We start from the raw sequence: 18,014 nt of genomic DNA, 5'->3' as shown, positions 1-18,014 counted from the left end.
TCAGCAAACCACGAGGCCATCATGGAGCGTCTGCAGCAGATCAAACGCCGCGCCATCATCAAGACCGGCAAATTCCTCACCCGCACGGTTGACCGCATCCTCGCCGCCCAGTCGCTGATCGGCGATGCCCCGGCGTTCGATCCGGCCCAGTTCGACTGGGTCCGGATTCTGGAACAGAACTACGAACCGATCCGCCGCGAGGCCGAGCAGCTGCTCAAGGAACGGGCGCTGATCCCGGCCTTCCACGAGGTGTCGCCGGATCAGAAGCGCATCTCCAAGGGCGATCACTGGAAAACCCACATCCTTTACGGCTTCGGCCGCCGCATCGAGACCAACTGCCGGCGCTGCCCGGAAACCGCCCGGGTGCTGGAGCAGATCCCCGACATGATGACCGCCTGGTTCTCGATCATCGACCCCGGCTATCACATTCCGCCCCACCGCGGCCCGAGCAAGAGTTTCGTGGTCTGCCACCTGGGGCTCATCATCCCCAGGGAAAGGGACAAATGCTATCTGCGGGTGGCCGACCGCAAACTCCACTGGGAGGAAGGCAAGTGCTTCGTGTTCGACGACACCTTCGACCACGAAGTCCGTAACGACACCGACGAGACCCGGGTGGTGCTGCTGGTGCACGTCGCCCGCCCCATGAAGCCGCTGGGGCAATGGGTCAGCCGCGCCATGCTCGCCCTCATCAAGGCGTCGCCCTATTTCAAGGACGGGGTCAGGAACATGCGCAAGTGGGAGGACCGTTATGCGGCTGCCCTCAAGCGCATGGAGAACCAGCCGGTCGCCACCGATGCCTGAAACCGCCCCCTGGACGCCGCTGCGCTTCCTCGGCGCAGCGGCGTCCCGCCAGCAGGCTTCGGCAACCGCGGGGACAGCCGCAGCGGCAGAAGCGCGCTTTCCGGATTTTTTCCTGGTCGGCGCCCCCCGCTGCGGCACCACGGCCATGAGCCACTATCTCGGCCATCATCCGCAGGTTTGCTTTTCCAAACCCAAGGAGCCCCACTTCTTCAGCCTGCTGCGGCAACTGATGCCGCAGATGACGGTGGCCGACTACCTGGCCCACTGCTTTCCCCACTACGACCCGCAGCGGCACCGGGCCGTGGGGGAAGGCTCGGTGTCCTACCTCTACGACGAAACCGCCATCGCCACCATCCTGCGTTACAATCCCGACGCCCGCTTCATCGTCATGGTGCGCAATCCGGTGGATCTGGTCTATTCCTACCACGCCCGCCTGGTCGCCCTGCTCGACGAGGACGTAGAGGACTTCGCCAGCGCCTGGCGCCTGCAGGAAGCCCGCGCCCGCGGCGAACGCATCCCCAAGACCTGCCGCAACCCCTTCCTGCTCCAGTACGCCGAGATCGGCCGGCTGGGCAAATATCTGGAAAGACTGTGGAACCAGGCCGGCAGGGAGCGCTGTCTGGTGCAGGTGTTCGACGATTTCATCACCGATCCGCACCAGGTCTATCGGAGCATCCTCGACTTCATCGGCGTCGAGGACGACGGCCGCGCCGAATTTCCGCCGCGGGAGAGCAACAAGGTCGCCCGTTTCAAATGGCTGCAGCGCTGGCTCAAGCGGCCGCCGACGCAGGTGGCCAGCTTCGCCGCCACCCTGGAACATCAGCGCCGCCGCAAACAGGGGAAACGCAAGTCCGCCCTCAAACGCCTGCGCAAGCGGCTGTTGAAATGGAACACGGTCTATCGCCCCCGCCCCCCGCTGCCGCGGGAACTGCGCGCCGAGCTGGTGGAGACCTTCACCGCCGACATCGACCGCCTCGGTGCGCTGCTGGAACGGGACCTGAGTCACTGGAAGCGGATCTAACGGAACACCCCTTCCCGGTACAGGCGCCACAACAGCCCCCAGCCGTAAATCAAGGGGTGGCGGCGGACGCGCGCGGGAACCTCGATGGTGCGGCCGGTGTGGCGGGTCAGCTTCCAGAGGATGTAATCGACCCCGCCCTGGAAGGTGAACAGGGCCTTGACCAGCCGCAGCAGTGACAGCACCTTGCCCTGAATGCTGCGCAGCCGCCAGCGCCAGCGATACCAGCGCCTCACCGGCGCGGGGATGTCGAGACACCAGAGCGCCTGCCGGCGCCGCAGCCGATAGGGCAACCCGGCCAGCAGGGAAGGGGTCAGGCGCTGATAATAGTCTTGCGCCCACCGATACAACTGCCGGGCCCGCTCCGCCGCCTTTTCGGCCCGCAGCTCGGCCCCGTAACTGGAGCGCAGGCTGGTCTGCCACAGGGTGGCGGTGTCGAAACAGGGGGGCAGCAGGGGCGCGGTTTCACTGACGAAGCGGGCGGCGGCGGCGACGAGACAGGCGGCGATACGCTCGGCTACGGCCCCGTCACGGCGCCAGACCAGACGGCAGGGCTGGGAGAAGCGCCCCCAAAGATAGGAATGAAACCAATCGAGGGTGCCCCCTTGGAAGTCGGCGAGGGTGAGCACGGCGTACTTGCTGCGCACCGTCCTGCCCTCGTGGCGGATTTCGGCATAGAAGACGTTGGGCGGCAGCAGCCGGTTGGCCCAGGCCAGCCAGCGGCGATCGTAGGTCCTGGTATAATCGTCCACCAGCACGTACAGATCCACCAGGCCGTCGTAGGGATCGCCGCTGCGCAGGCAGGAACCGTACATCAGCACCGCTGCGGTGCCCGGATGACGCGCCGTCAAACGCTCCGCCAGCGCCCGCACCGCCCCGGGCACCGGAGTTTCGATCACTTGCCGCATCCAGGCCGATAATTCATGTCCCGTCGCTTCCGTCTCGCCCATCTTTCCGATCCTCATCTCACCGATCCCCGTCCCCGCCTGCGGCAGTTGTGCAGCAAGCGCCTGCTGGGGTGGCTGTCCTGGCGCCTGCGCCGCCGCCGCGAACACCGCCCCGAGGTGCTGGCCGCGCTGGTGGCCGATCTGAGGCGGCAGGCCCCCGACCATACCGTGGTCACCGGCGATCTGACCCAGATCGCCCTGCCCCACGAATGCCGGGAGGCGGCCGCGTGGCTGGCGACCCTCGGCCCGCCGGCGCAGGTCAGCGTCATCCCCGGCAATCACGACCGCTACGTCGCCGAAAACGCAGCCGATACTTTGGCCCGCTGGGCCCCCTATTGCCAAAGCGGGCGGTTTCCCTATGTCAGAGCCTTGGGTACAATCCACCTGATCGGCCTCGATTCGGCGCCGCCCACCGCCCCCTTCCTGGCGACCGGGGCGCTCGGGGCCGCCCAGTGCCGTCGTCTCGAGACCCTGCTGGCGGAAACCCAAGGCTGCCGCATCGTGGCCATCCATCACCCGCCCCACCCGGAAGCCGTCAAGGCCCGCAAACGCCTCACCGACCGCGACCGGCTGCTGGCGGTGCTGCGCCGCCACGGCTGCGAACTGGTGCTGCACGGCCACAGCCACCACTGGCAGCTGCACTGGCTCGAGGGGCCCGCCGGCCCCATCCCCTGTCTCGGCGTCCCCTCGGCGTCCGCCCTCGGCCGCCGGCGCGGCTACCGGGCCCGTTATCATCTCTACGACATCGAAACGGCCGCAGACGGCTGGCGCATCGAGGTGTCCATCCGCGGGCTCGACCCGGCAAGCCGGGCCTTCCGTCACGAGGGCGGCTTCCGGCTTCACTGCCGCAGCTGACGCACCCACCCCAGGCTCAGCAGCAAAATCAGCCCCGTCGGCGCCAATGCCGTGAGCAGCGGCGGCAGATTCCACAGCAGCCCTAGGTTGGCGATCACCTGGGTGGCGAGAAAATACAGCACCCCGATCACGATGGCCGCCACCACCTGCCAGCCGAAGCCACCGCCGCGGGGATTGGTCGCTGCCACCGGCACCAGGAACAGCACCATCACCGCCATGTTCAGGGGCAGCAGCAGGCGCTGCCAGAACAGCAGTTCGTAGCCTTCCGCCTTCTGGCGGGTGGCCTTGAGGTACTGGACGTAACCCCACAGATCGGCCAGCGCCAGGGTCTCCGGCGGCAGCTCCAGGGTCGCCAGCTGCCTCGGGGACAGGAACGCGCGCCATTGCAACCGGGGCAAAAATTCGGTCTGGAGAATGCCGCCCCGCCAGCGCTTCTCGGTCACCTGCTGCAGCCGCCAGGTGCTCTCGTCGAGCACCTGGGCCTGACGGGCATGGAGATAGCTCAACAGCCGGCCCTGGGCATCGAATTCGTAGATGTCCACGTCCTGAGGCAGGCGGCCGTGGCGGATGGCGTGGACGTTGACGAAACGCCGGCCGTCCCGGGACCAAAAACCGTACTCGGTCCGCAGGGTTCCCTGCCCCGCCCGGGCCTGCTGGCGCATGACGAAACCCCACTGGGATGTCCTGGGGGCGACGAACTGGGCATCGAGCATCAGCAGGGCGGCCAGGAGCAACACGGTCTTGAGCAACCCCCAGGCCAGCTGCGCCAACGACAGCCCGGCCGCGCGCATGGCCAGAATCTCGCGGCTTCCCACCAACACCGCCAGCGCCAGGCTGCCGCCCATCAGGGTGGCGATGGCGGAGAACTCCAGCAGCTTGGTGGGAAAGGAGGCGGCCACGTACCACAACGCGTGCCGCAGGCGGTAGTTGCCCTCGCCCACCTCGCTGAGCTCGTCCACCAAGTCCAGGAAACCGAACAGGGCCAGCAGCACCAGGATCACGATCAGGTAGAAACGCAGAAAGTGGCCGGCCAGATAACGCTCGAGGATGCCCATCAGGCCGCCCTCCAACGCGCCCTGAAAGACCGTGCGCGCCAGGCGGCGCGCAGCAGGGGCGCGTACCAGATCACGACGATGACAGCCAACAGCGCATCCACCCACCACAGGCCGGGCATGGCCCCCACCTGGCCTTCCTTGACCCAGGTCTTGGCGATTCCCGACAGGTTGTAATAGACCGCGAACAGGACGATGGCGAATATCGTCCGGGCGAAGCGGCCGCGGCGTGGCGCGCTGCGGCTCAGGGGGACCGCCAGCAGCGCCAGCAGCAGGGCCGAGACGGGCCGCAGCAGGCGCCACTGGAGTTCGGCCAGGTTCTTGGGATCGTCGCCGGCATGGCGCCAAAGCGTCTTCAGGCTGGCGGCCTTGGCTTTGTAACCCAGCGGTTTGGGCACCCCTGCCAGCGCCAGGGTGAAGGTCTCAAAGTGCAGCACCACATCGTCACGGCCGCCGGGATTCAGATCGTAGGCGTACCCCTGGTGGAAGACCAGCGCGGTGCGCAGGTCTGCGGTGGTTTCCTGGGTCAGGTAACGGGCATGGATGGTCTGGCGGCGGCCGTTGTCCCTGGGACGGGTGAAGAACACCCGCTCCAGACGCGCCTGGCTGCGGTCGATGCCTTCCGAAAACAACACGTAGTGGCCACTCTCGCTACTGTGGAAACGGCCCGGCTCGAGCTTGTCGATGTCGAACTGGGCCTTGGCCCGGTCCTGGAGCACGTAACTGCGCGCGTAGGCCCAGGGACGCACGTACCAGGAAAGCAGCGCCACCCCCAGCGCGACGAGCATCCCCAGACGCAAGGCCGCCCAGGCCACCCGCAGCTCGCTGTAGCCGCAGGCGAACATCGCCGTCATCTCGGCATCGTTGTAGAGCCGGCCCAGCCCCAGCACCACCGACAGATAGAGGGCGATGGGCAACAGCACCTCGAGGGCGATGAGGATCTTGAGGCCCACCAGCTGCCAGACGATGTCCATGGGGAGGATGCCGGCCACTGCGTCGGAGAGCAGCTGGGCACTGCTGTAGCCCCCGAACAGCAGGACGAAGAATCCGCCGGTGGCCAGCAGGGGGCGCAGGACTTCCAGAACCAGGTAGCGGTCGAGCAAGGGCCAGCGCAGCCAGGAGATCATCGGCGCGCTTCACCCAGAAAGTGAGAAAGTGTCCGCATCTTGCCTCAATCTCCCTATAATTTCATTCCAAGGCTTGGAGGGAACGGCGATCGCGAAAACCGGTCATTCAGCCATTGTACCAATTGCCCCCGCCATCAACATCCGCAACCCCGACGAGGGCCTATGAGCGACTCCTTCGAACGCTGGCGCCAGTCCTCCCCCTTCTACGGGGGCAACATCCAATATCTGGAGACCCTCTACGAGCGTTTCCTGGAAGATCCCGACAGCGTCCCGCCTCACTGGCGCGAGCGTTTCCGCCAGTTGCAGCGGCAGCTGCCCGATCATCCGGACATCCCCCACCGGCCGGTGCGCCAGCGTTTCGCCGCCCTGGCCCGGGAAGCGAAAGCGGCGGCGGCAACCGGCGAGGAAACCGCCTGCGCCAAGCAGATCGCCGTCAACCGCCTCATCGTCCAGTACCGCCTTCTGGGGCACCTGGTGGCTGACACCAATCCCCTGCCGCTGCGCCCCAAACCCTACCTGCCGGAACTGGATCCGGGCTTCTACGGCCTCACCGATGCCGACCTGGACCGGGAATTCGACGCCTCCCTGATCCACGGTGCCGGCCGCATGACCCTGCGCGAGATTCTCGCCAGGCTTAAACGCATCTACTGCGGCAAGGTGGGCAGCGAAACCATGCACATCCTCTCCCGCGACGTGCGCCACTGGGTCCAGCGGCAGCTGGAGACCAGTGAATGCCGACCGCGGCTGACGCCGGAGGAGAAGCGCTGGGTCCTGAAACTGCTGATCGCCGCCGAGGGCATCGAGAAGTACCTTCACCGCCGCTACGTGGGCCAGAAGCGCTTTTCCCTGGAAGGCGGGGAGAGCCTCATCCCCCTCCTGGACGAGCTCATCCAACGCGCCGGAGAGAAGGGGATCGAGGAGATGGTCATGGGCATGGCCCACCGCGGCCGCCTCAATGTGCTGGTCAACATCCTCGGCAAACAGCCGGAATCGCTGTTCCAGGAATTCGAGGGCAAGGCCACACCCAGCGAGGGGACCACCGGAGACGTCAAATATCACCTGGGCTTTTCCTCCGACATTCCCACCCCGGGCGGTCCTTTGCATCTGGCCCTGGCTTTCAACCCCTCCCATCTGGAGATCATCGACCCGGTCGCCGAAGGTTCGGCCCGGGCGCGCCAGGACCGCATCGGCAAGACCGGCCCCAACCGGGTGCTGCCGCTGCTGATCCACGGCGACGCCGCCTTCGCCGCCCAGGGGGTGGTAATGGAGACCCTGCAGATGGCCCAGACCCGCGCCTTCCACACCGGCGGCACCGTCCACGTGGTGGTGGACAACCAGATCGGCTTCACCATCAGCAACCCCTTCGACGCCCGCTCCACCACCTATCCCACCGACGTGGCCAAGATGATCGAGGCGCCGGTCTTCCACGTCAACGGCGACGATCCCGAGGCGGTGATCTACGTCATCCGCCTGGCACTGGAATTCCGCATGACCTTCAACCGCGACGTGGTCATCGACCTGGTCTGCTACCGCCGCCACGGCCACAACGAGGCCGACGAGCCGGCGGTGACCCAGCCGGTGATGTACCGCCACATCCGCCAGCATCCCAGCGCCGCCTTCCTCTACGCCCGCCGGCTGATCGAGGAAGGCGTGATCGATCCGGCCACCCCCGAACGCTTCGAGCGCGAATACACCCAGGCCCTGGAACAGGGCGGGCCGCTGCTGCGCCGACCCCTGCCCAAGACCACCTTCCGCAACCGGGTCGCCTGGCATCCCTACGTGGGCAAACGCTGGGACGCACCCTACGATTCCCGCTTCCCGCTGGAGAAACTCCGGGACCTGGCCTACGAGTGGCTCAAGCTGCCGGAAGGTTTCGAGCTTCATCCCCGGGTCGCCAAGATCTGGGAGGACCGGCGCAGGATGACCGAGGGCGAGCTGCCGGTGGACTGGGGCTACGCAGAAAACATGGCCTATGCCACCCTGCTGGCGGACGGCAAGGCGGTAAGACTGACCGGGCAGGATTCAGGCCGCGGCACTTTCTTCCACCGCCATGGCATCGTCTATCACTACAAGACCGGCGAACCCTTCATCCCCCTGAAGAAGATCGCCTACCGCTTCGACACCCGCTTCTACCTCTACGACTCGCTGCTGTCCGAAGAGGGAGTGCTGGGATTCGAATACGGCTACAGCACCGCCGATCCGGAAACCCTGGTGATCTGGGAGGCCCAGTTCGGCGACTTCGCCAACGTCGCCCAGGTGGTGATCGACCAGTTCATCAGCTCCGGCGAGGCCAAGTGGGGGCGGCTGTCGGGGCTGACCCTGTTCCTGCCCCACGGTTACGAAGGCCAGGGGCCGGAGCATTCATCCGCCCGTCTCGAGCGCTTCCTGCAACTGTGCGCCGAGGACAACATGCAGGCCTGCGTCCCCACCACGCCGGCGCAGATCTTCCACCTGCTGCGGCGGCAGATGCTGCGGCCTTACCGCAAGCCGCTCATCACCTTCACCCCCAAGAGCCTATTGCGCCACCGCCTTGCCGTCTCCACCCTGGAGGAACTGGCCGAAGGGCGTTTCCAGCTGGTGATCGACGAAACCGATCCCATCGACCGCGACCGGGTGCGGCGGGTGATCCTGTGCTGCGGCAAGATCTATTACGAACTGCTGGAAGCCCGGCGCCAGGCGCAAATCGACCACATCGCCATCCTCCGCCTGGAACAGCTCTACCCCTTCCCCGCCCAAGCCCTGCAACAGGCCCTGGAAGGCTATCCCAAATTGCGCGAGCTGGTGTGGTGCCAGGAGGAGCCCAAGAACCAGGGCGCCTGGTACCAGATCCGCCACCGTTTCCTGGAAACCCTGCCTTCCGGGGTGGAACTGCGCTACGTGGGCCGCCCGCCGGCGGCCGCCCCCGCCGAAGGCGCTTTCGCCATGCACGTGGAACGGCAACACGCTATCATTGAGGCCGCGTTGCATCCTCAAATCGACGAACTCAAACGGGCAGCAGGCTGATGGAAATACGCGTTCCTCCTTTGCCGGAATCGGTCACCGATGCCACCGTCGCCGCCTGGCACAAAAAACCCGGTGAGGCGGTCCGCCGCGACGAAAAGCTGGTGGACCTGGAAACCGACAAGGTGGTTTTGGAGGTGCCCGCGCCCACCGACGGCACCCTGAAGGAAATCAAGCATCCGCAAGGCGACACCGTCACCAGCGGCGAGGTGCTGACGGTTCTCGAACCCGGTGAAGTCGCCGTGCAGGCCCCGACTGAGAAACCGCCCACCGGCGCCCCCCAGGTCCCGCCACCGCTGACGCCGGCCAAACCGGAAGCGGAAGCACAGCCGCCAGCGCTCAGCCCCTCGGTGCGCCGCCTGCTGACCGAACACGGCCTTGACGCCGGCCAGATTCCCGCCACCGGCAAAGGCGGCCGCCTGACCCGGGAAGACGTGCTCGCCTATCTGGAACGCCACAAGGCTACCGCACCGGCGCCGCCCACCGGCGAGCGTTCCGAACAACGGGTTCCCATGACCCGGATCCGCGCCCGTATCGCCCAAAGGCTGCTGGAGGTGCAGCGCAACACCGCGATGCTCACCACTTTCAACGAGGTGGACCTCCTGAAGGTCATGCAGATCCGCAAACGCCACGGCGAGGCGTTCCAGAAGAAACACGGCGTCAAGCTCGGCTTCATGAGCTTCTTCGTCAAGGCCTCGGTGGAGGCGCTGAAGGCCTTTCCCATCGTCAACGCCAGCATCGACGGCGAGGACATCGTCTATCACGGCTATTTCGACATCGGCATCGCCGTCTCCACCGACCGCGGTCTGGTGGTGCCTATCCTGCGCGATGCCGACCGGCTGGGCTTCGCCGACATCGAAAAGCAGATCGACGAATTCGCCCGCAAGGCCCGGGAGGGCTCCCTGGCGCTGGAGGACCTGCAGGGCGGCACCTTCACCATTACCAACGGCGGCATCTTCGGTTCCCTGCTCTCCACCCCGTTGCTCAACCCGCCCCAGAGCGCCATCCTCGGCATGCACGCCATCAAGGAACGGCCGGTGGCGGTGGACGGCGAGGTGGTGATCCGGCCGATGATGTATCTGGCCCTGACCTACGACCACCGCCTCATCGACGGCCGCGAAGCGGTGCTGTTCCTGCGCACCGTCAAGGAAATCCTGGAGGCGCCGGAGCGGCTGTTCCTGGGCATTTGACGAGAATAACGACGAGGTCGATCCATGTTCCCCTTACGCGACGAAAACCCGACGCTCCGCACCCCCATCGCCACCTGGGCCATCATCGCCCTTAACGTGCTGGTCTGGGCCGGGCTGGAAGGTTTCGGCCAGCCGCTGATGGTGCTGCAGGCCCTGTGCGACTGGGCCATGATTCCCGCCGAACTGTTCGGCCATCTCAAACCCGGAGACAGCGTACCGCTGGGACCGGAGGTGGAATGCATGCTGGAGAACCGTTCCCCCTGGCTGAGCGTGTTCATGTCCATGTTCATGCACGGCAGCTGGTTCCACTTGATCTCCAACATGTGGTTTCTGTGGGTCTTCGGCGACAACGTCGAGGACGCCATGGGATCCGGCCGCTTCCTGCTCTTCTACCTGCTGTGCGGTCTGGCGGCTGCCGCGGCCCAGGCGCTGGCCGATCCGTCCAGCCCGGTGCCGATGGTGGGCGCCTCCGGCGCCATCGGCGGGGTGATGGGCGCCTACGCCCGCCTCTACCCCAACGCCCGGGTGGAAAACCTGGTGCCGATGGGCTTCTATCTGGCCGTCGTGTCGGTGCCGGCCTATTTCATGCTCGGCTACTGGTTCCTGATCCAGATCATCGCCGGCCTGGCGACCGACACCGCAGCGGGCGGGGTGGCCTTCTGGGCCCATGCCGGCGGTTTCCTCGCCGGGCTGCTGCTGGCCGGCCCGCTGCACCGGCCCGACTATCTGGCCGAACATATCGCCCAGACCCCGCGGCAACGCAGCGACTACCGCTGGTGACGGCATGACCGAACCGTTCTGGCAGCGCAAATCATTGGCGGAAATGACCGAGGCGGAGTGGGAAAGCCTGTGCGACCGCTGCGGCCGATGCTGCCTGCACAAGATCGAGGACATCGACACCGGTGAAATCCTGTTCACCAACGTGGTCTGCGCCCTGTTCGACCTGACCGGCGGCCGCTGCACCCAGTACCGCATCCGCCGCCAGCTGGTGCCCGACTGCCTCGATCTCAAGGAAGGGCTGCCGCCGCTGCACTGGCTGCCGCAAACCTGTGCCTACCGCCTGCTGGCGGAGGGCAAACCCCTACCCGGGTGGCATCCCCTGGTGAGCGGCGACCCGGAAACGGTGCACGAAGCCGGCATTTCCATCCGCAGCTTCGCGATTCCGGAGACGGAGGTGGAAGACGTTCACGACCACGTGGTCGAAGGGCTGCGCTGAGATCCTACCATTCCAGGATGCGCCACTGGTGCACCCGGGCCCCCTCCTCCAGATCGCTGCGGCGGGTGTCGAGAGTGCCGTCGGCATCGGTATCCACCAGATAATAGGGCGGACCGATGGGCGGAATGACCTTGATCATGTAAAGCTGCCCGCCGATGCGGTATTCCTCGATCACACTCTTGCCGCGGCGGCGGATCGTCACCTCCGGCTGCAGTTCCTGATCCTCCTCCACTTCCGGCAGCGGCTCCAGCGGCGGCGGGGCATCATCATCAGCGCCCCGGGCCGCACCGCCGATCAGAAGCGGGAGCAAAACGGGTAAAAGCCGGCGCATCGCTGTTCTCCTGGTGGCTTGCATGGCCCCATTATAACGGCGGCGGCGGCGTTTTCAGGCACGAAAAAAGCGGGATGGAGACATCCCGCTTTTTTCGTGCTCTCCCCGGAGGGAAATTCAGGTCCGGGGCGTGGATTACTCGCCCTTGTCCTGATCTTCCGGCTCGGCCATCACCCACTTATAGAAGAAATAAGCGGCCACGATGATGAGGATGGTCACGACGATGCCGCCCGGGGTGCGCATCTTTTCCACTAAGTCGAGTATAGCTCCCATGAGATCCTACCTTGAAAAATTTGTTTTAATCGGTCGTGCTACGCAAAATGCAAGCGGCTTCATTGTTACGAATTGACATCATCCTGTCAAGAAAGGGCCGTGCTTCCCCCTCGGTGCCGGTCAATTTTTGTTTACCACGGCTGCTCTGTTTTCGTTCGCCGTGGAAATTCAATAGAATATCCGTTTCCCCTACAGATGAAACAACATGCGCCCAGGCAAGACGCGCTTTGCGCCCAGTCCCACCGGCTTCATCCATCTCGGCAACGCCCGCACCGCCCTGTTCAACCGCCTTGCCGGCGAGCGCTTCCTGCTGCGCATCGAGGACACCGACCGCGAGCGCTGCCGCGCCGAGTATGTCGCAGCGATAATCGAGGACCTGCAATGGCTCGGCATCGACTGGGACGAAGGCCCCCGTTCGGCCGAAGCGGACGACTATTTCCAGTCCCGGCGGCAGGCGATCTATGACCGCTATTACACCCGCCTGGAACAGGCAGGAAGCGCCTATCCCTGCTTCTGCTCCCCGGAGGAACTGGCGCAAATCCGCGCCCGCCAGCGCGCCGCCGGTCAGCCTCCCCGTTATCCGGGCACCTGCGCGCGGCTGTCCCCGGAGGAGGTCGAAGCCCGCCTGGCCCGGGGCCTGAAACCGACGCTGCGCTTTCGCGTCCCGCCAGGCCGTCAGATCGCCTTCGACGACCTGATCCGCGGCCCCCAGGCATTTCGCAGCGACGACATCGGCGATTTCATCATCCGCCGCGCCGACGGCACCCCTGCGTTCCTGTTCTGCAATGCCGTGGACGATGCCCTCATGGCGGTCACCCACGTGCTGCGCGGTGAGGACCACCTGGCCAACACCCCGCGCCAGCTGCTCATCCTCGAAGCTTTGCGGCTGACCCCGCCGCGCTACGGCCATCTGCCCCTGATCCTCGGCGAGGACGGTGCCCCCCTGTCCAAGCGCAACGGCAGCCGCAGTATCCGCGAGCTGCGCCAGCAGGGCTATCTGCCCCTGGCGGTGGTCAACCTGCTCGCCCGTCTCGGCCATCATTACCGCGAGGAGGCGCTGTTGACCTTGGCGGAACTGAGCGAAGGCTTCGATCTGGCCGCCATCGGCAAGTCCCCGGCCCGCTTCGACCCCCAGCAGCTCGACCACTGGCAGAAGCAGGCGGTCCACGCCGCCGACGACGCCACCCTATGGGACTGGCTCGATGAGGCTACCCGCGCCCTGATCCCCGCATCCTGCCGCAGCGAATTCTTGAGTCTGGTGCGCAGCAATTGCCTGTTCCCGAAGGAGGCCCGCCGCTGGGCCGAAATCCTGTTCGGCGATGCCGGGGCTCCGGACCCCGAAGCCCGCCGGGTCCTGGAACAGACCCCGGCGGAATTCTTCCAGGCCGCCCTGGAAACAGCCCGCCGCCACCCGGAGGACTACCAGGCCTTCGTGGCGGAATTGAAGCGGCTCGCCGGCGTCAAAGGCAAACGGCTGTTCCAGCCGCTGCGCGCCGCCCTCAGCGGCCGCCTCGACGGCCCGGAACTGGAACGTCTCTACCGCCTGCCCGGCCCCGGGCGGGTGCAAACCCGACTGGCCCAATGGATCACGCACCAATGCTGAAACTGTACAACAGCCTCACCCGCCGCAAGGAACCGTTCAAACCCCTTCAAGCCGGCAAGGTCCGCATGTACGTGTGCGGCATGACCGTGTACGACTACTGCCACCTGGGCCATGCCCGGGTGATGGTGGTGTTCGACGTGCTGGCCCGCTACCTGCACTGGAAGGGCTTTGAGGTCACCTACGTGCGCAACATCACCGACATCGACGACAAGATCATCCGCCGCGCCGCCGAGGAAGGCGTACCCATCGAGGCACTGACCGAGCGCTTCATCCGTGCCATGCACGAGGACGAAAAGGCCCTCGGCTGCCTGCCGCCGGATCAGGAACCGCGCGCCACCCGGTCGATCCCGCAGATCATCGCCATGATCCAGGCCCTGATCGACAAGGGTTATGCCTACGTGGGGGAAAACGGCGACGTCTATTACGCCGTCAGCCGCTTCAAGGATTACGGCAAACTGTCGGGCAAGAAACCGGAGGAACTGCGCGCAGGCGCCCGGGTGGAGGTCAGCGAGGCCAAGCGCGATCCCCTGGACTTCGTCCTCTGGAAACGGGCCAAGCCGGGGGAGCCTGCCTGGGATTCCCCCTGGGGACCGGGCCGCCCCGGCTGGCACATCGAATGCTCCGCCATGTCCACCGCCTGCCTGGGGGCCCATTTCGACATCCACGGCGGCGGCGCCGACCTGCAGTTCCCCCACCACGAAAACGAGATCGCCCAGAGCGAGGCGGCCACCGGCCACCCCTTCGTCAACTACTGGGTGCACGCCGGCTTCGTGCGCGTCAATCAGGAAAAGATGTCCAAGTCCCTGGGCAACTTCATCCGCCTGCGCGAGCTCCTGCAGAAATATCCCGGCGAGGTGATCCGCTTGTGTCTCCTCTCCAGCCATTACCGCAGCCCGCTGGAATTCTCCGAGGATTCACTGAGGCACGCCCAAGCCGGCCTCACCCGTCTCTACACCGCCCTGCGTGGTCTGCCGGAGGCGGAGGAAGGCGAGGAAGGCAGAATCTGGCGCCAGCGCTTTGAGGCCGCCATGGACGACGACCTGGGTACCCCGGAGGCCCTGGCAGTGCTGTTCGACCTGGCCAAGGAGATCAACCGCCTGCGCGACCGTGACCCGGACCGGGCGGCCCGCCTCGGAGCGACGCTCAAGGCGCTGGGGAACGTCTTAGGGATTTTGACCCAGGACCCGGAAACCTTCCTCAAGGGGGAGACGGCGGATCTTTCCGACGAGGAAATCGAGCGCCTGATCGAACAGCGCAATCAGGCCCGCAAACGGCGCGACTGGGCCAGCGCCGACCGCATCCGCGACCAGCTCAGGGAAAAGGGCATCGTGCTGGAGGATACGCCCCAGGGAACCCTGTGGCGGCGGGCCTGATTCAGGCCGCCGCCATCTCCTTGGCGATGGCGTAGATCTCCTCGGCGTCCAGCACCCGATCGTTGCGCTCGAACAGTTTGGCGATACAGGCCCGGTGCACGGCCAGTTTCAGGGTGCCGAAGCCGATGGCCCCCCAGCAGATCTTGCCGTGGCGCTCCGTGCCGCGGTCCATCATGTCCACCCCTTCGATTCCCAGGGGCGGCGTGGCGTTGGCATCGACGAGAACCTCCAGCCGGGGCAGATCCCGCCACTGGGATTCCTCCAACAGCTGAACACCGGCGGCGCCGGTGGCGAACACGATGTGGGCGTCTTCGATGACGGCGGCGCGGGCGGCGTTGTCGATGGCCTCCACCGGGGTGATCTCCACCCCGAAACGCCGTTTCATCGCCTCGCAGGCGGCCCGGGCCCGCGCCAGGGCGCGCGAAGTCAGCACCACCTGGGCCCCCTCCTTGGCCAGCAGGGCGGCGGCGCGCTGGCCGACGGGACCGGTGCCGGCGAGCACCACCGCCCTCTTGCCCCGCACCTCGGTGCTGGAGGCGATCCGCGCCACCCCGGCGGCCGCGGTGGTATTGCTGCCGTTGCTGTCGAGCATCACCGACACCCGGAAATCAGCGAAAAACCGGGCCGTGACCGCCGCCAGCAGGGCCTCGCCGGCCTGGAGGTCGCTGCCGCCGATGAAGATGGCGGTGTTTTTCTTGTCCTTGGGGGCGCGGGTGAAGATGGTCCCGTCCACCAGAGGCCCCACGTTGTCCGGCGTCAGGTTGGCGTGCCCGATGACGTGGTCGGCGCCGCCATCGTAGGCGACCACGGTATCGAAGGAAGCCGGATGGCTGTCGGTATCGAACTGGAACAGGAGTTTCTTCACCGCATGCACCTTGGAAGTCCTAAGGAAACAATCGATCGATTATAATAGCGGGCCGATTCCGCCACCAGGTTTGCGCCATGTTCAAAGACCAATCCCTCGATACTTTTCTCGACCGCCTGGCCAGCGCCGACCCCACCCCCGGCGGCGGCAGCGCGGCGGCGGTGATGGGGGCGATGGGCGCGGCGCTGGTGGGCATGGTCGCCAGCCTCACCGTGGGCAAGCCCCGCTATCGGGCGGTGGAGGCCGAGATGCATGCCCTCCAGGCGAAGGCCGCGGAACTGCGCCAGCGGCTGCTGGCCGCCATCGAGGCGGATGTGGCGGCCTTCGACCGGGTCATGGCCGCCTACCGGCTGCCGAAGGACGACCCGAACCGCGGCGAGGCGATCCAGGCCGCCCTCAAGGGCGCCACCGACGTGCCCCTCGCCTGCGCCCGCCTGTGCGTCGAGGTCATCGGCCTGTGCCATGAGGCGGCGGAAAAAGGCAATCCCAACGTGCTGTCCGATGCCGGCGTCGGGGTGCTGGCGGCCCATGCGGCGCTCAAGAGCTGCGCCATCAACGTGACCGTCAACCTCAACGCCATCCGCGATCCGGCCTTCGTGGCCGAGCGCCGCGGGGAGCTCGAAGCCCTGCTCGACGGCAGGGACCGGGAAGTCGAACAGCTGTACAACCACATTCTGGCCAAGCTATGAAGCCTCTGCGTCTTTCCGCCTATTTCCTCGGCATCCTGCTGAGCCTGGGGGCGGCCTGGCTGCTGTTTCCCGGCAACGCCACCCAGGCCGGTCTCGAGGCGCCGCCGACGGTGAAATGGGTGCCCTCGCTCTCCGAGACCGAACCGTTCTGCAGCTTCGCCCATCCGGAATGGCGCCGGGCCCAGACCATCGAAGGCGTCGAGATCGACGAGGATCCCCAGTGCGATCCGGACAACCCCTATGTGATCGCCAGCGTGGTCAAGGGCACCAACAACGTCACCATGCCCACCCTGATGAAGACCCGCCTGGCGGCCGATGCGGTGGTGAAGGAAAACGACCGCGACGGTGACGGCGACCCCGACGTCATCCACATCCGCCTGGAAGTGGGGGAACTAAACGGCAGCACTCCCGACGGCGACTTCCTCATCCCCGGCTACCGCATCGCCCCGGGACTGACGCCCGGCCTGTGGGTATTCGTGCCCAAGATGCGCGGCATGGCCACCGTCGATGCCGTCAACCTGGACGCCAACCCCCTGCTGCGCGCCCCCTCGCCGCCGATCCGGGTGGAACAGGGCGACACGGTCTATCTGACCCTGGAAAACACCCATTATCTGCCCCACACCATTCACCTGCACGGCGTCGATCATCCCTACCTCAAGCCAAATGGCGAAGGCAACGACGGCGTCCCCATCACCAGCGAGAAGATGCTGATGCCGGGCGAGCGCCGCACCTATCCGATCCGGCCGCGCCAGCCCGGCGCCATGCTCTACCACTGCCACGTGCAGACCGACAAGCACATGCTCATGGGCCTGCAGGGGTTGTTCATCGTCGAGGAGAACCGGCCTAACAACTGGCTCCAGACTTTCAACGTCGGCGCCGGCAAGGTTCGCCATCCCTCGCGGGCGGTGCGGGAAAAATACGCCCAGGAATACGACCTCCACTATCAGACGCTGGACAAGGAACGCTACCGGCCGATCCAGCAGTACAATGACCCACGCCTGGTGGCCAAAGCCATGAATCGGGATTACGACATCACCGATGCCGACGAGGATTTCTTCCTGGTCAACGGCCAGTCCTTTCCCTACACCCTGCGCGACAGTCTGATCGTGGTGGAACCGGATCAGAAAGTACTGCTGCGGGTCCTCAACGGTCATCCCGAAACCCTGGCGCTGCACCTCCACGGCCACAAGACCACCGCCATCGCCGCCGACGGCGTGCCGCTGCCATCCCCCGTCACCCGCGACGTCCAGGACCTGGCCCCGGCCCAGCGTCTCGACCTGGTGCTCGACACCCACGACGACGGCCTGCACAGCTTCGGCCAGGGCGCCTGGCTGATGCACGACCATACGGAAAAGAGCGTCACCTCCGACGGCGTCGGCCCCGGCGGCGACATCAGTCTGGTGATCTACCGCCGCTTCCTGGACGAAAACGGCTTCCCCAAGCTGCAGGGCATGGATCTGGTGCCGTTCTTCAACCGCTGGTTCTACCAGAAACAGGTGCCGGCCTGGGCCCGCAGCAAGGATTGGGAAATCTACAGCGACCCGGCGCCCCTGCCGCCCGACCCGGTGCGGGTGCTGCTGGCCGGCCTGAGCCTGGGGCTGGCCCTGGGACTGGCCTTCTTCGCCTGGCGGGAATGGAGGGAAGCGTCATGATCCAGGTATTGCTATGCCGTGG

Annotated in this window: 17 protein-coding genes; 11 read left to right on the top strand and 6 right to left on the bottom strand. The window is 66.1% G+C overall.

Annotated elements, in window-relative coordinates; all coding sequences use genetic code 11:
• Positions 1-21 precede the first annotated feature (21 nt).
• Together MCIT9_RS06645 and MCIT9_RS06640 are read left to right on the top strand one after the other, a co-directional pair.
• Complete coding sequence (locus MCIT9_RS06645; protein WP_317706617.1) at positions 22-801, top strand: aspartyl/asparaginyl beta-hydroxylase domain-containing protein; 780 nt, start codon at positions 22-24, stop codon at positions 799-801.
• The gene (locus MCIT9_RS06640; protein WP_317706616.1) at positions 794-1,822 is read left to right on the top strand and encodes a sulfotransferase family protein; all 1,029 of its coding nucleotides are present in this window, start codon (positions 794-796) and stop codon (positions 1,820-1,822) included. The genes MCIT9_RS06645 and MCIT9_RS06640 overlap by 8 nt, the downstream gene beginning before the upstream one ends.
• On the opposite strand, the gene MCIT9_RS06635 is transcribed toward MCIT9_RS06640, so the two are convergent.
• Entirely contained in the window at positions 1,819-2,718 is a 900-nt protein-coding gene (locus MCIT9_RS06635; RefSeq protein WP_317706615.1) for a hypothetical protein, read from the bottom strand. The two genes, MCIT9_RS06640 and MCIT9_RS06635, sit on opposite strands and share 4 nt — an antisense overlap.
• A 24-nt stretch (positions 2,719-2,742) precedes the next feature.
• On the opposite strand from MCIT9_RS06635, the gene MCIT9_RS06630 reads away from it, so the two are divergent.
• Positions 2,743-3,621 carry a metallophosphoesterase family protein gene (locus MCIT9_RS06630; RefSeq protein WP_317706614.1) on the top strand — a complete coding sequence of 293 codons (879 nt, stop codon included), beginning with the start codon at positions 2,743-2,745 and terminating at the stop codon, positions 3,619-3,621.
• Here the strand turns inward: MCIT9_RS06630 and lptG are convergent.
• Both lptG and lptF read right to left on the bottom strand, forming a co-directional pair.
• Positions 3,606-4,676 carry an LPS export ABC transporter permease LptG gene (gene lptG, locus MCIT9_RS06625; protein WP_317706613.1) on the bottom strand — a complete coding sequence of 357 codons (1,071 nt, stop codon included), beginning with the start codon at positions 4,674-4,676 and terminating at the stop codon, positions 3,606-3,608. The genes MCIT9_RS06630 and lptG overlap by 16 nt on opposite strands.
• A complete protein-coding gene (gene lptF, locus MCIT9_RS06620; protein ID WP_317706612.1) occupies positions 4,676-5,800 on the bottom strand; it encodes an LPS export ABC transporter permease LptF in 1,125 nt (374 codons plus the stop codon). The genes lptG and lptF overlap by 1 nt, the downstream gene beginning before the upstream one ends.
• Before the next feature lie 162 nt (positions 5,801-5,962).
• Here lptF and MCIT9_RS06615 point away from each other — a divergent pair, with 162 nt between their 5' ends.
• Genes MCIT9_RS06615 through MCIT9_RS06600 form a run of 4 tightly spaced genes read left to right on the top strand, consistent with a single transcriptional unit; the run spans position 5,963 to position 11,206 of the window.
• Positions 5,963-8,803, top strand: a complete 2,841-nt coding sequence (locus tag MCIT9_RS06615) for a 2-oxoglutarate dehydrogenase E1 component (RefSeq protein ID WP_317706611.1) — start codon at positions 5,963-5,965, stop codon at positions 8,801-8,803.
• A complete protein-coding gene (odhB, locus tag MCIT9_RS06610; RefSeq protein ID WP_317706610.1) occupies positions 8,803-9,990 on the top strand; it encodes a 2-oxoglutarate dehydrogenase complex dihydrolipoyllysine-residue succinyltransferase in 1,188 nt (395 codons plus the stop codon). The genes MCIT9_RS06615 and odhB overlap by 1 nt, the downstream gene beginning before the upstream one ends.
• 24 nt (positions 9,991-10,014) lie before the next feature.
• A complete protein-coding gene (locus MCIT9_RS06605) occupies positions 10,015-10,770 on the top strand; it encodes a rhomboid family intramembrane serine protease (protein WP_317706609.1) in 756 nt (251 codons plus the stop codon).
• A 4-nt stretch (positions 10,771-10,774) separates the two neighbouring features.
• Positions 10,775-11,206: a YcgN family cysteine cluster protein gene (locus tag MCIT9_RS06600; protein WP_317706608.1), complete on the top strand. Its 432-nt coding sequence runs from the start codon at positions 10,775-10,777 to the stop codon at positions 11,204-11,206.
• Positions 11,207-11,210: 4 nt separating this feature from the next.
• Here MCIT9_RS06600 and MCIT9_RS06595 read toward each other — a convergent pair whose 3' ends face one another.
• Both MCIT9_RS06595 and MCIT9_RS06590 read right to left on the bottom strand, forming a co-directional pair.
• Complete coding sequence (locus MCIT9_RS06595) at positions 11,211-11,537, bottom strand: DUF2782 domain-containing protein (RefSeq protein WP_317706607.1); 327 nt, start codon at positions 11,535-11,537, stop codon at positions 11,211-11,213.
• Positions 11,538-11,672: 135 nt separating this feature from the next.
• On the bottom strand, positions 11,673-11,810 hold the full coding sequence (locus MCIT9_RS06590; protein WP_317706606.1) for a hypothetical protein: 138 nt from the start codon (positions 11,808-11,810) through the stop codon (positions 11,673-11,675).
• A gap of 205 nt (positions 11,811-12,015) precedes the next feature.
• On the opposite strand from MCIT9_RS06590, the gene gltX reads away from it, so the two are divergent.
• Together gltX and cysS are read left to right on the top strand one after the other, a co-directional pair.
• Positions 12,016-13,413 carry a glutamate--tRNA ligase gene (gene gltX, locus MCIT9_RS06585; RefSeq protein ID WP_317706605.1) on the top strand — a complete coding sequence of 466 codons (1,398 nt, stop codon included), beginning with the start codon at positions 12,016-12,018 and terminating at the stop codon, positions 13,411-13,413.
• Positions 13,407-14,786, top strand: coding sequence for a cysteine--tRNA ligase (cysS, locus tag MCIT9_RS06580; RefSeq protein WP_317706604.1), 1,380 nt, complete (start codon positions 13,407-13,409; stop codon positions 14,784-14,786). Before gltX ends, cysS begins: the two co-directional genes overlap by 7 nt.
• A gap of 1 nt (position 14,787) precedes the next feature.
• Here the strand turns inward: cysS and MCIT9_RS06575 are convergent, their stop codons facing one another.
• Positions 14,788-15,651, bottom strand: a complete 864-nt coding sequence (locus tag MCIT9_RS06575) for an NADP-dependent methylenetetrahydromethanopterin/methylenetetrahydrofolate dehydrogenase (protein WP_317706603.1) — start codon at positions 15,649-15,651, stop codon at positions 14,788-14,790.
• A gap of 77 nt (positions 15,652-15,728) precedes the next feature.
• Here MCIT9_RS06575 and fchA point away from each other — a divergent pair, with 77 nt between their 5' ends.
• Both fchA and MCIT9_RS06565 read left to right on the top strand, forming a co-directional pair.
• A complete protein-coding gene (fchA, locus tag MCIT9_RS06570; RefSeq protein WP_317706602.1) occupies positions 15,729-16,340 on the top strand; it encodes a methenyltetrahydrofolate cyclohydrolase in 612 nt (203 codons plus the stop codon).
• The gene (locus MCIT9_RS06565; RefSeq protein ID WP_317706601.1) at positions 16,337-17,992 is read left to right on the top strand and encodes a multicopper oxidase domain-containing protein; all 1,656 of its coding nucleotides are present in this window, start codon (positions 16,337-16,339) and stop codon (positions 17,990-17,992) included. Before fchA ends, MCIT9_RS06565 begins: the two co-directional genes overlap by 4 nt.
• The last annotated feature ends 22 nt before the right edge of the window (positions 17,993-18,014 follow it).

The sequence above is a fragment of the Methylomarinovum caldicuralii genome (genome assembly GCF_033126985.1).
GTDB lineage: Bacteria > Pseudomonadota > Gammaproteobacteria > Methylococcales > Methylothermaceae > Methylohalobius > Methylohalobius caldicuralii.
Note: the sequence above shows the minus strand (reverse complement) of the source record. Positions and strands in the feature narration are given on the sequence as shown.

Bases quoted from the DNA above. Each gene is read 5' to 3' on its own strand.
- lptF (WP_317706612.1), bottom strand. From the start codon at position 5,800: ATGATCTCCTGGCTGCGCTGGCCCTTGCTCGACCGCTACCTGGTTCTG.
- MCIT9_RS06640 (WP_317706616.1), top strand. From the start codon at position 794: ATGCCTGAAACCGCCCCCTGGACGCCGCTGCGCTTCCTCGGCGCAGCG.
- gltX (WP_317706605.1), top strand. From the start codon at position 12,016: ATGCGCCCAGGCAAGACGCGCTTTGCGCCCAGTCCCACCGGCTTCATC.
- MCIT9_RS06600 (WP_317706608.1), top strand. From the start codon at position 10,775: ATGACCGAACCGTTCTGGCAGCGCAAATCATTGGCGGAAATGACCGAG.
- fchA (WP_317706602.1), top strand. From the start codon at position 15,729: ATGTTCAAAGACCAATCCCTCGATACTTTTCTCGACCGCCTGGCCAGC.
- MCIT9_RS06565 (WP_317706601.1), top strand. From the start codon at position 16,337: ATGAAGCCTCTGCGTCTTTCCGCCTATTTCCTCGGCATCCTGCTGAGC.
- MCIT9_RS06605 (WP_317706609.1), top strand. From the start codon at position 10,015: ATGTTCCCCTTACGCGACGAAAACCCGACGCTCCGCACCCCCATCGCC.
- lptG (WP_317706613.1), bottom strand. From the start codon at position 4,676: ATGGGCATCCTCGAGCGTTATCTGGCCGGCCACTTTCTGCGTTTCTAC.
- odhB (WP_317706610.1), top strand. From the start codon at position 8,803: ATGGAAATACGCGTTCCTCCTTTGCCGGAATCGGTCACCGATGCCACC.
- MCIT9_RS06645 (WP_317706617.1), top strand. From the start codon at position 22: ATGGAGCGTCTGCAGCAGATCAAACGCCGCGCCATCATCAAGACCGGC.
- MCIT9_RS06590 (WP_317706606.1), bottom strand. From the start codon at position 11,810: ATGGGAGCTATACTCGACTTAGTGGAAAAGATGCGCACCCCGGGCGGC.
- cysS (WP_317706604.1), top strand. From the start codon at position 13,407: ATGCTGAAACTGTACAACAGCCTCACCCGCCGCAAGGAACCGTTCAAA.
- MCIT9_RS06595 (WP_317706607.1), bottom strand. From the start codon at position 11,537: ATGCGCCGGCTTTTACCCGTTTTGCTCCCGCTTCTGATCGGCGGTGCG.
- MCIT9_RS06630 (WP_317706614.1), top strand. From the start codon at position 2,743: ATGTCCCGTCGCTTCCGTCTCGCCCATCTTTCCGATCCTCATCTCACC.
- MCIT9_RS06615 (WP_317706611.1), top strand. From the start codon at position 5,963: ATGAGCGACTCCTTCGAACGCTGGCGCCAGTCCTCCCCCTTCTACGGG.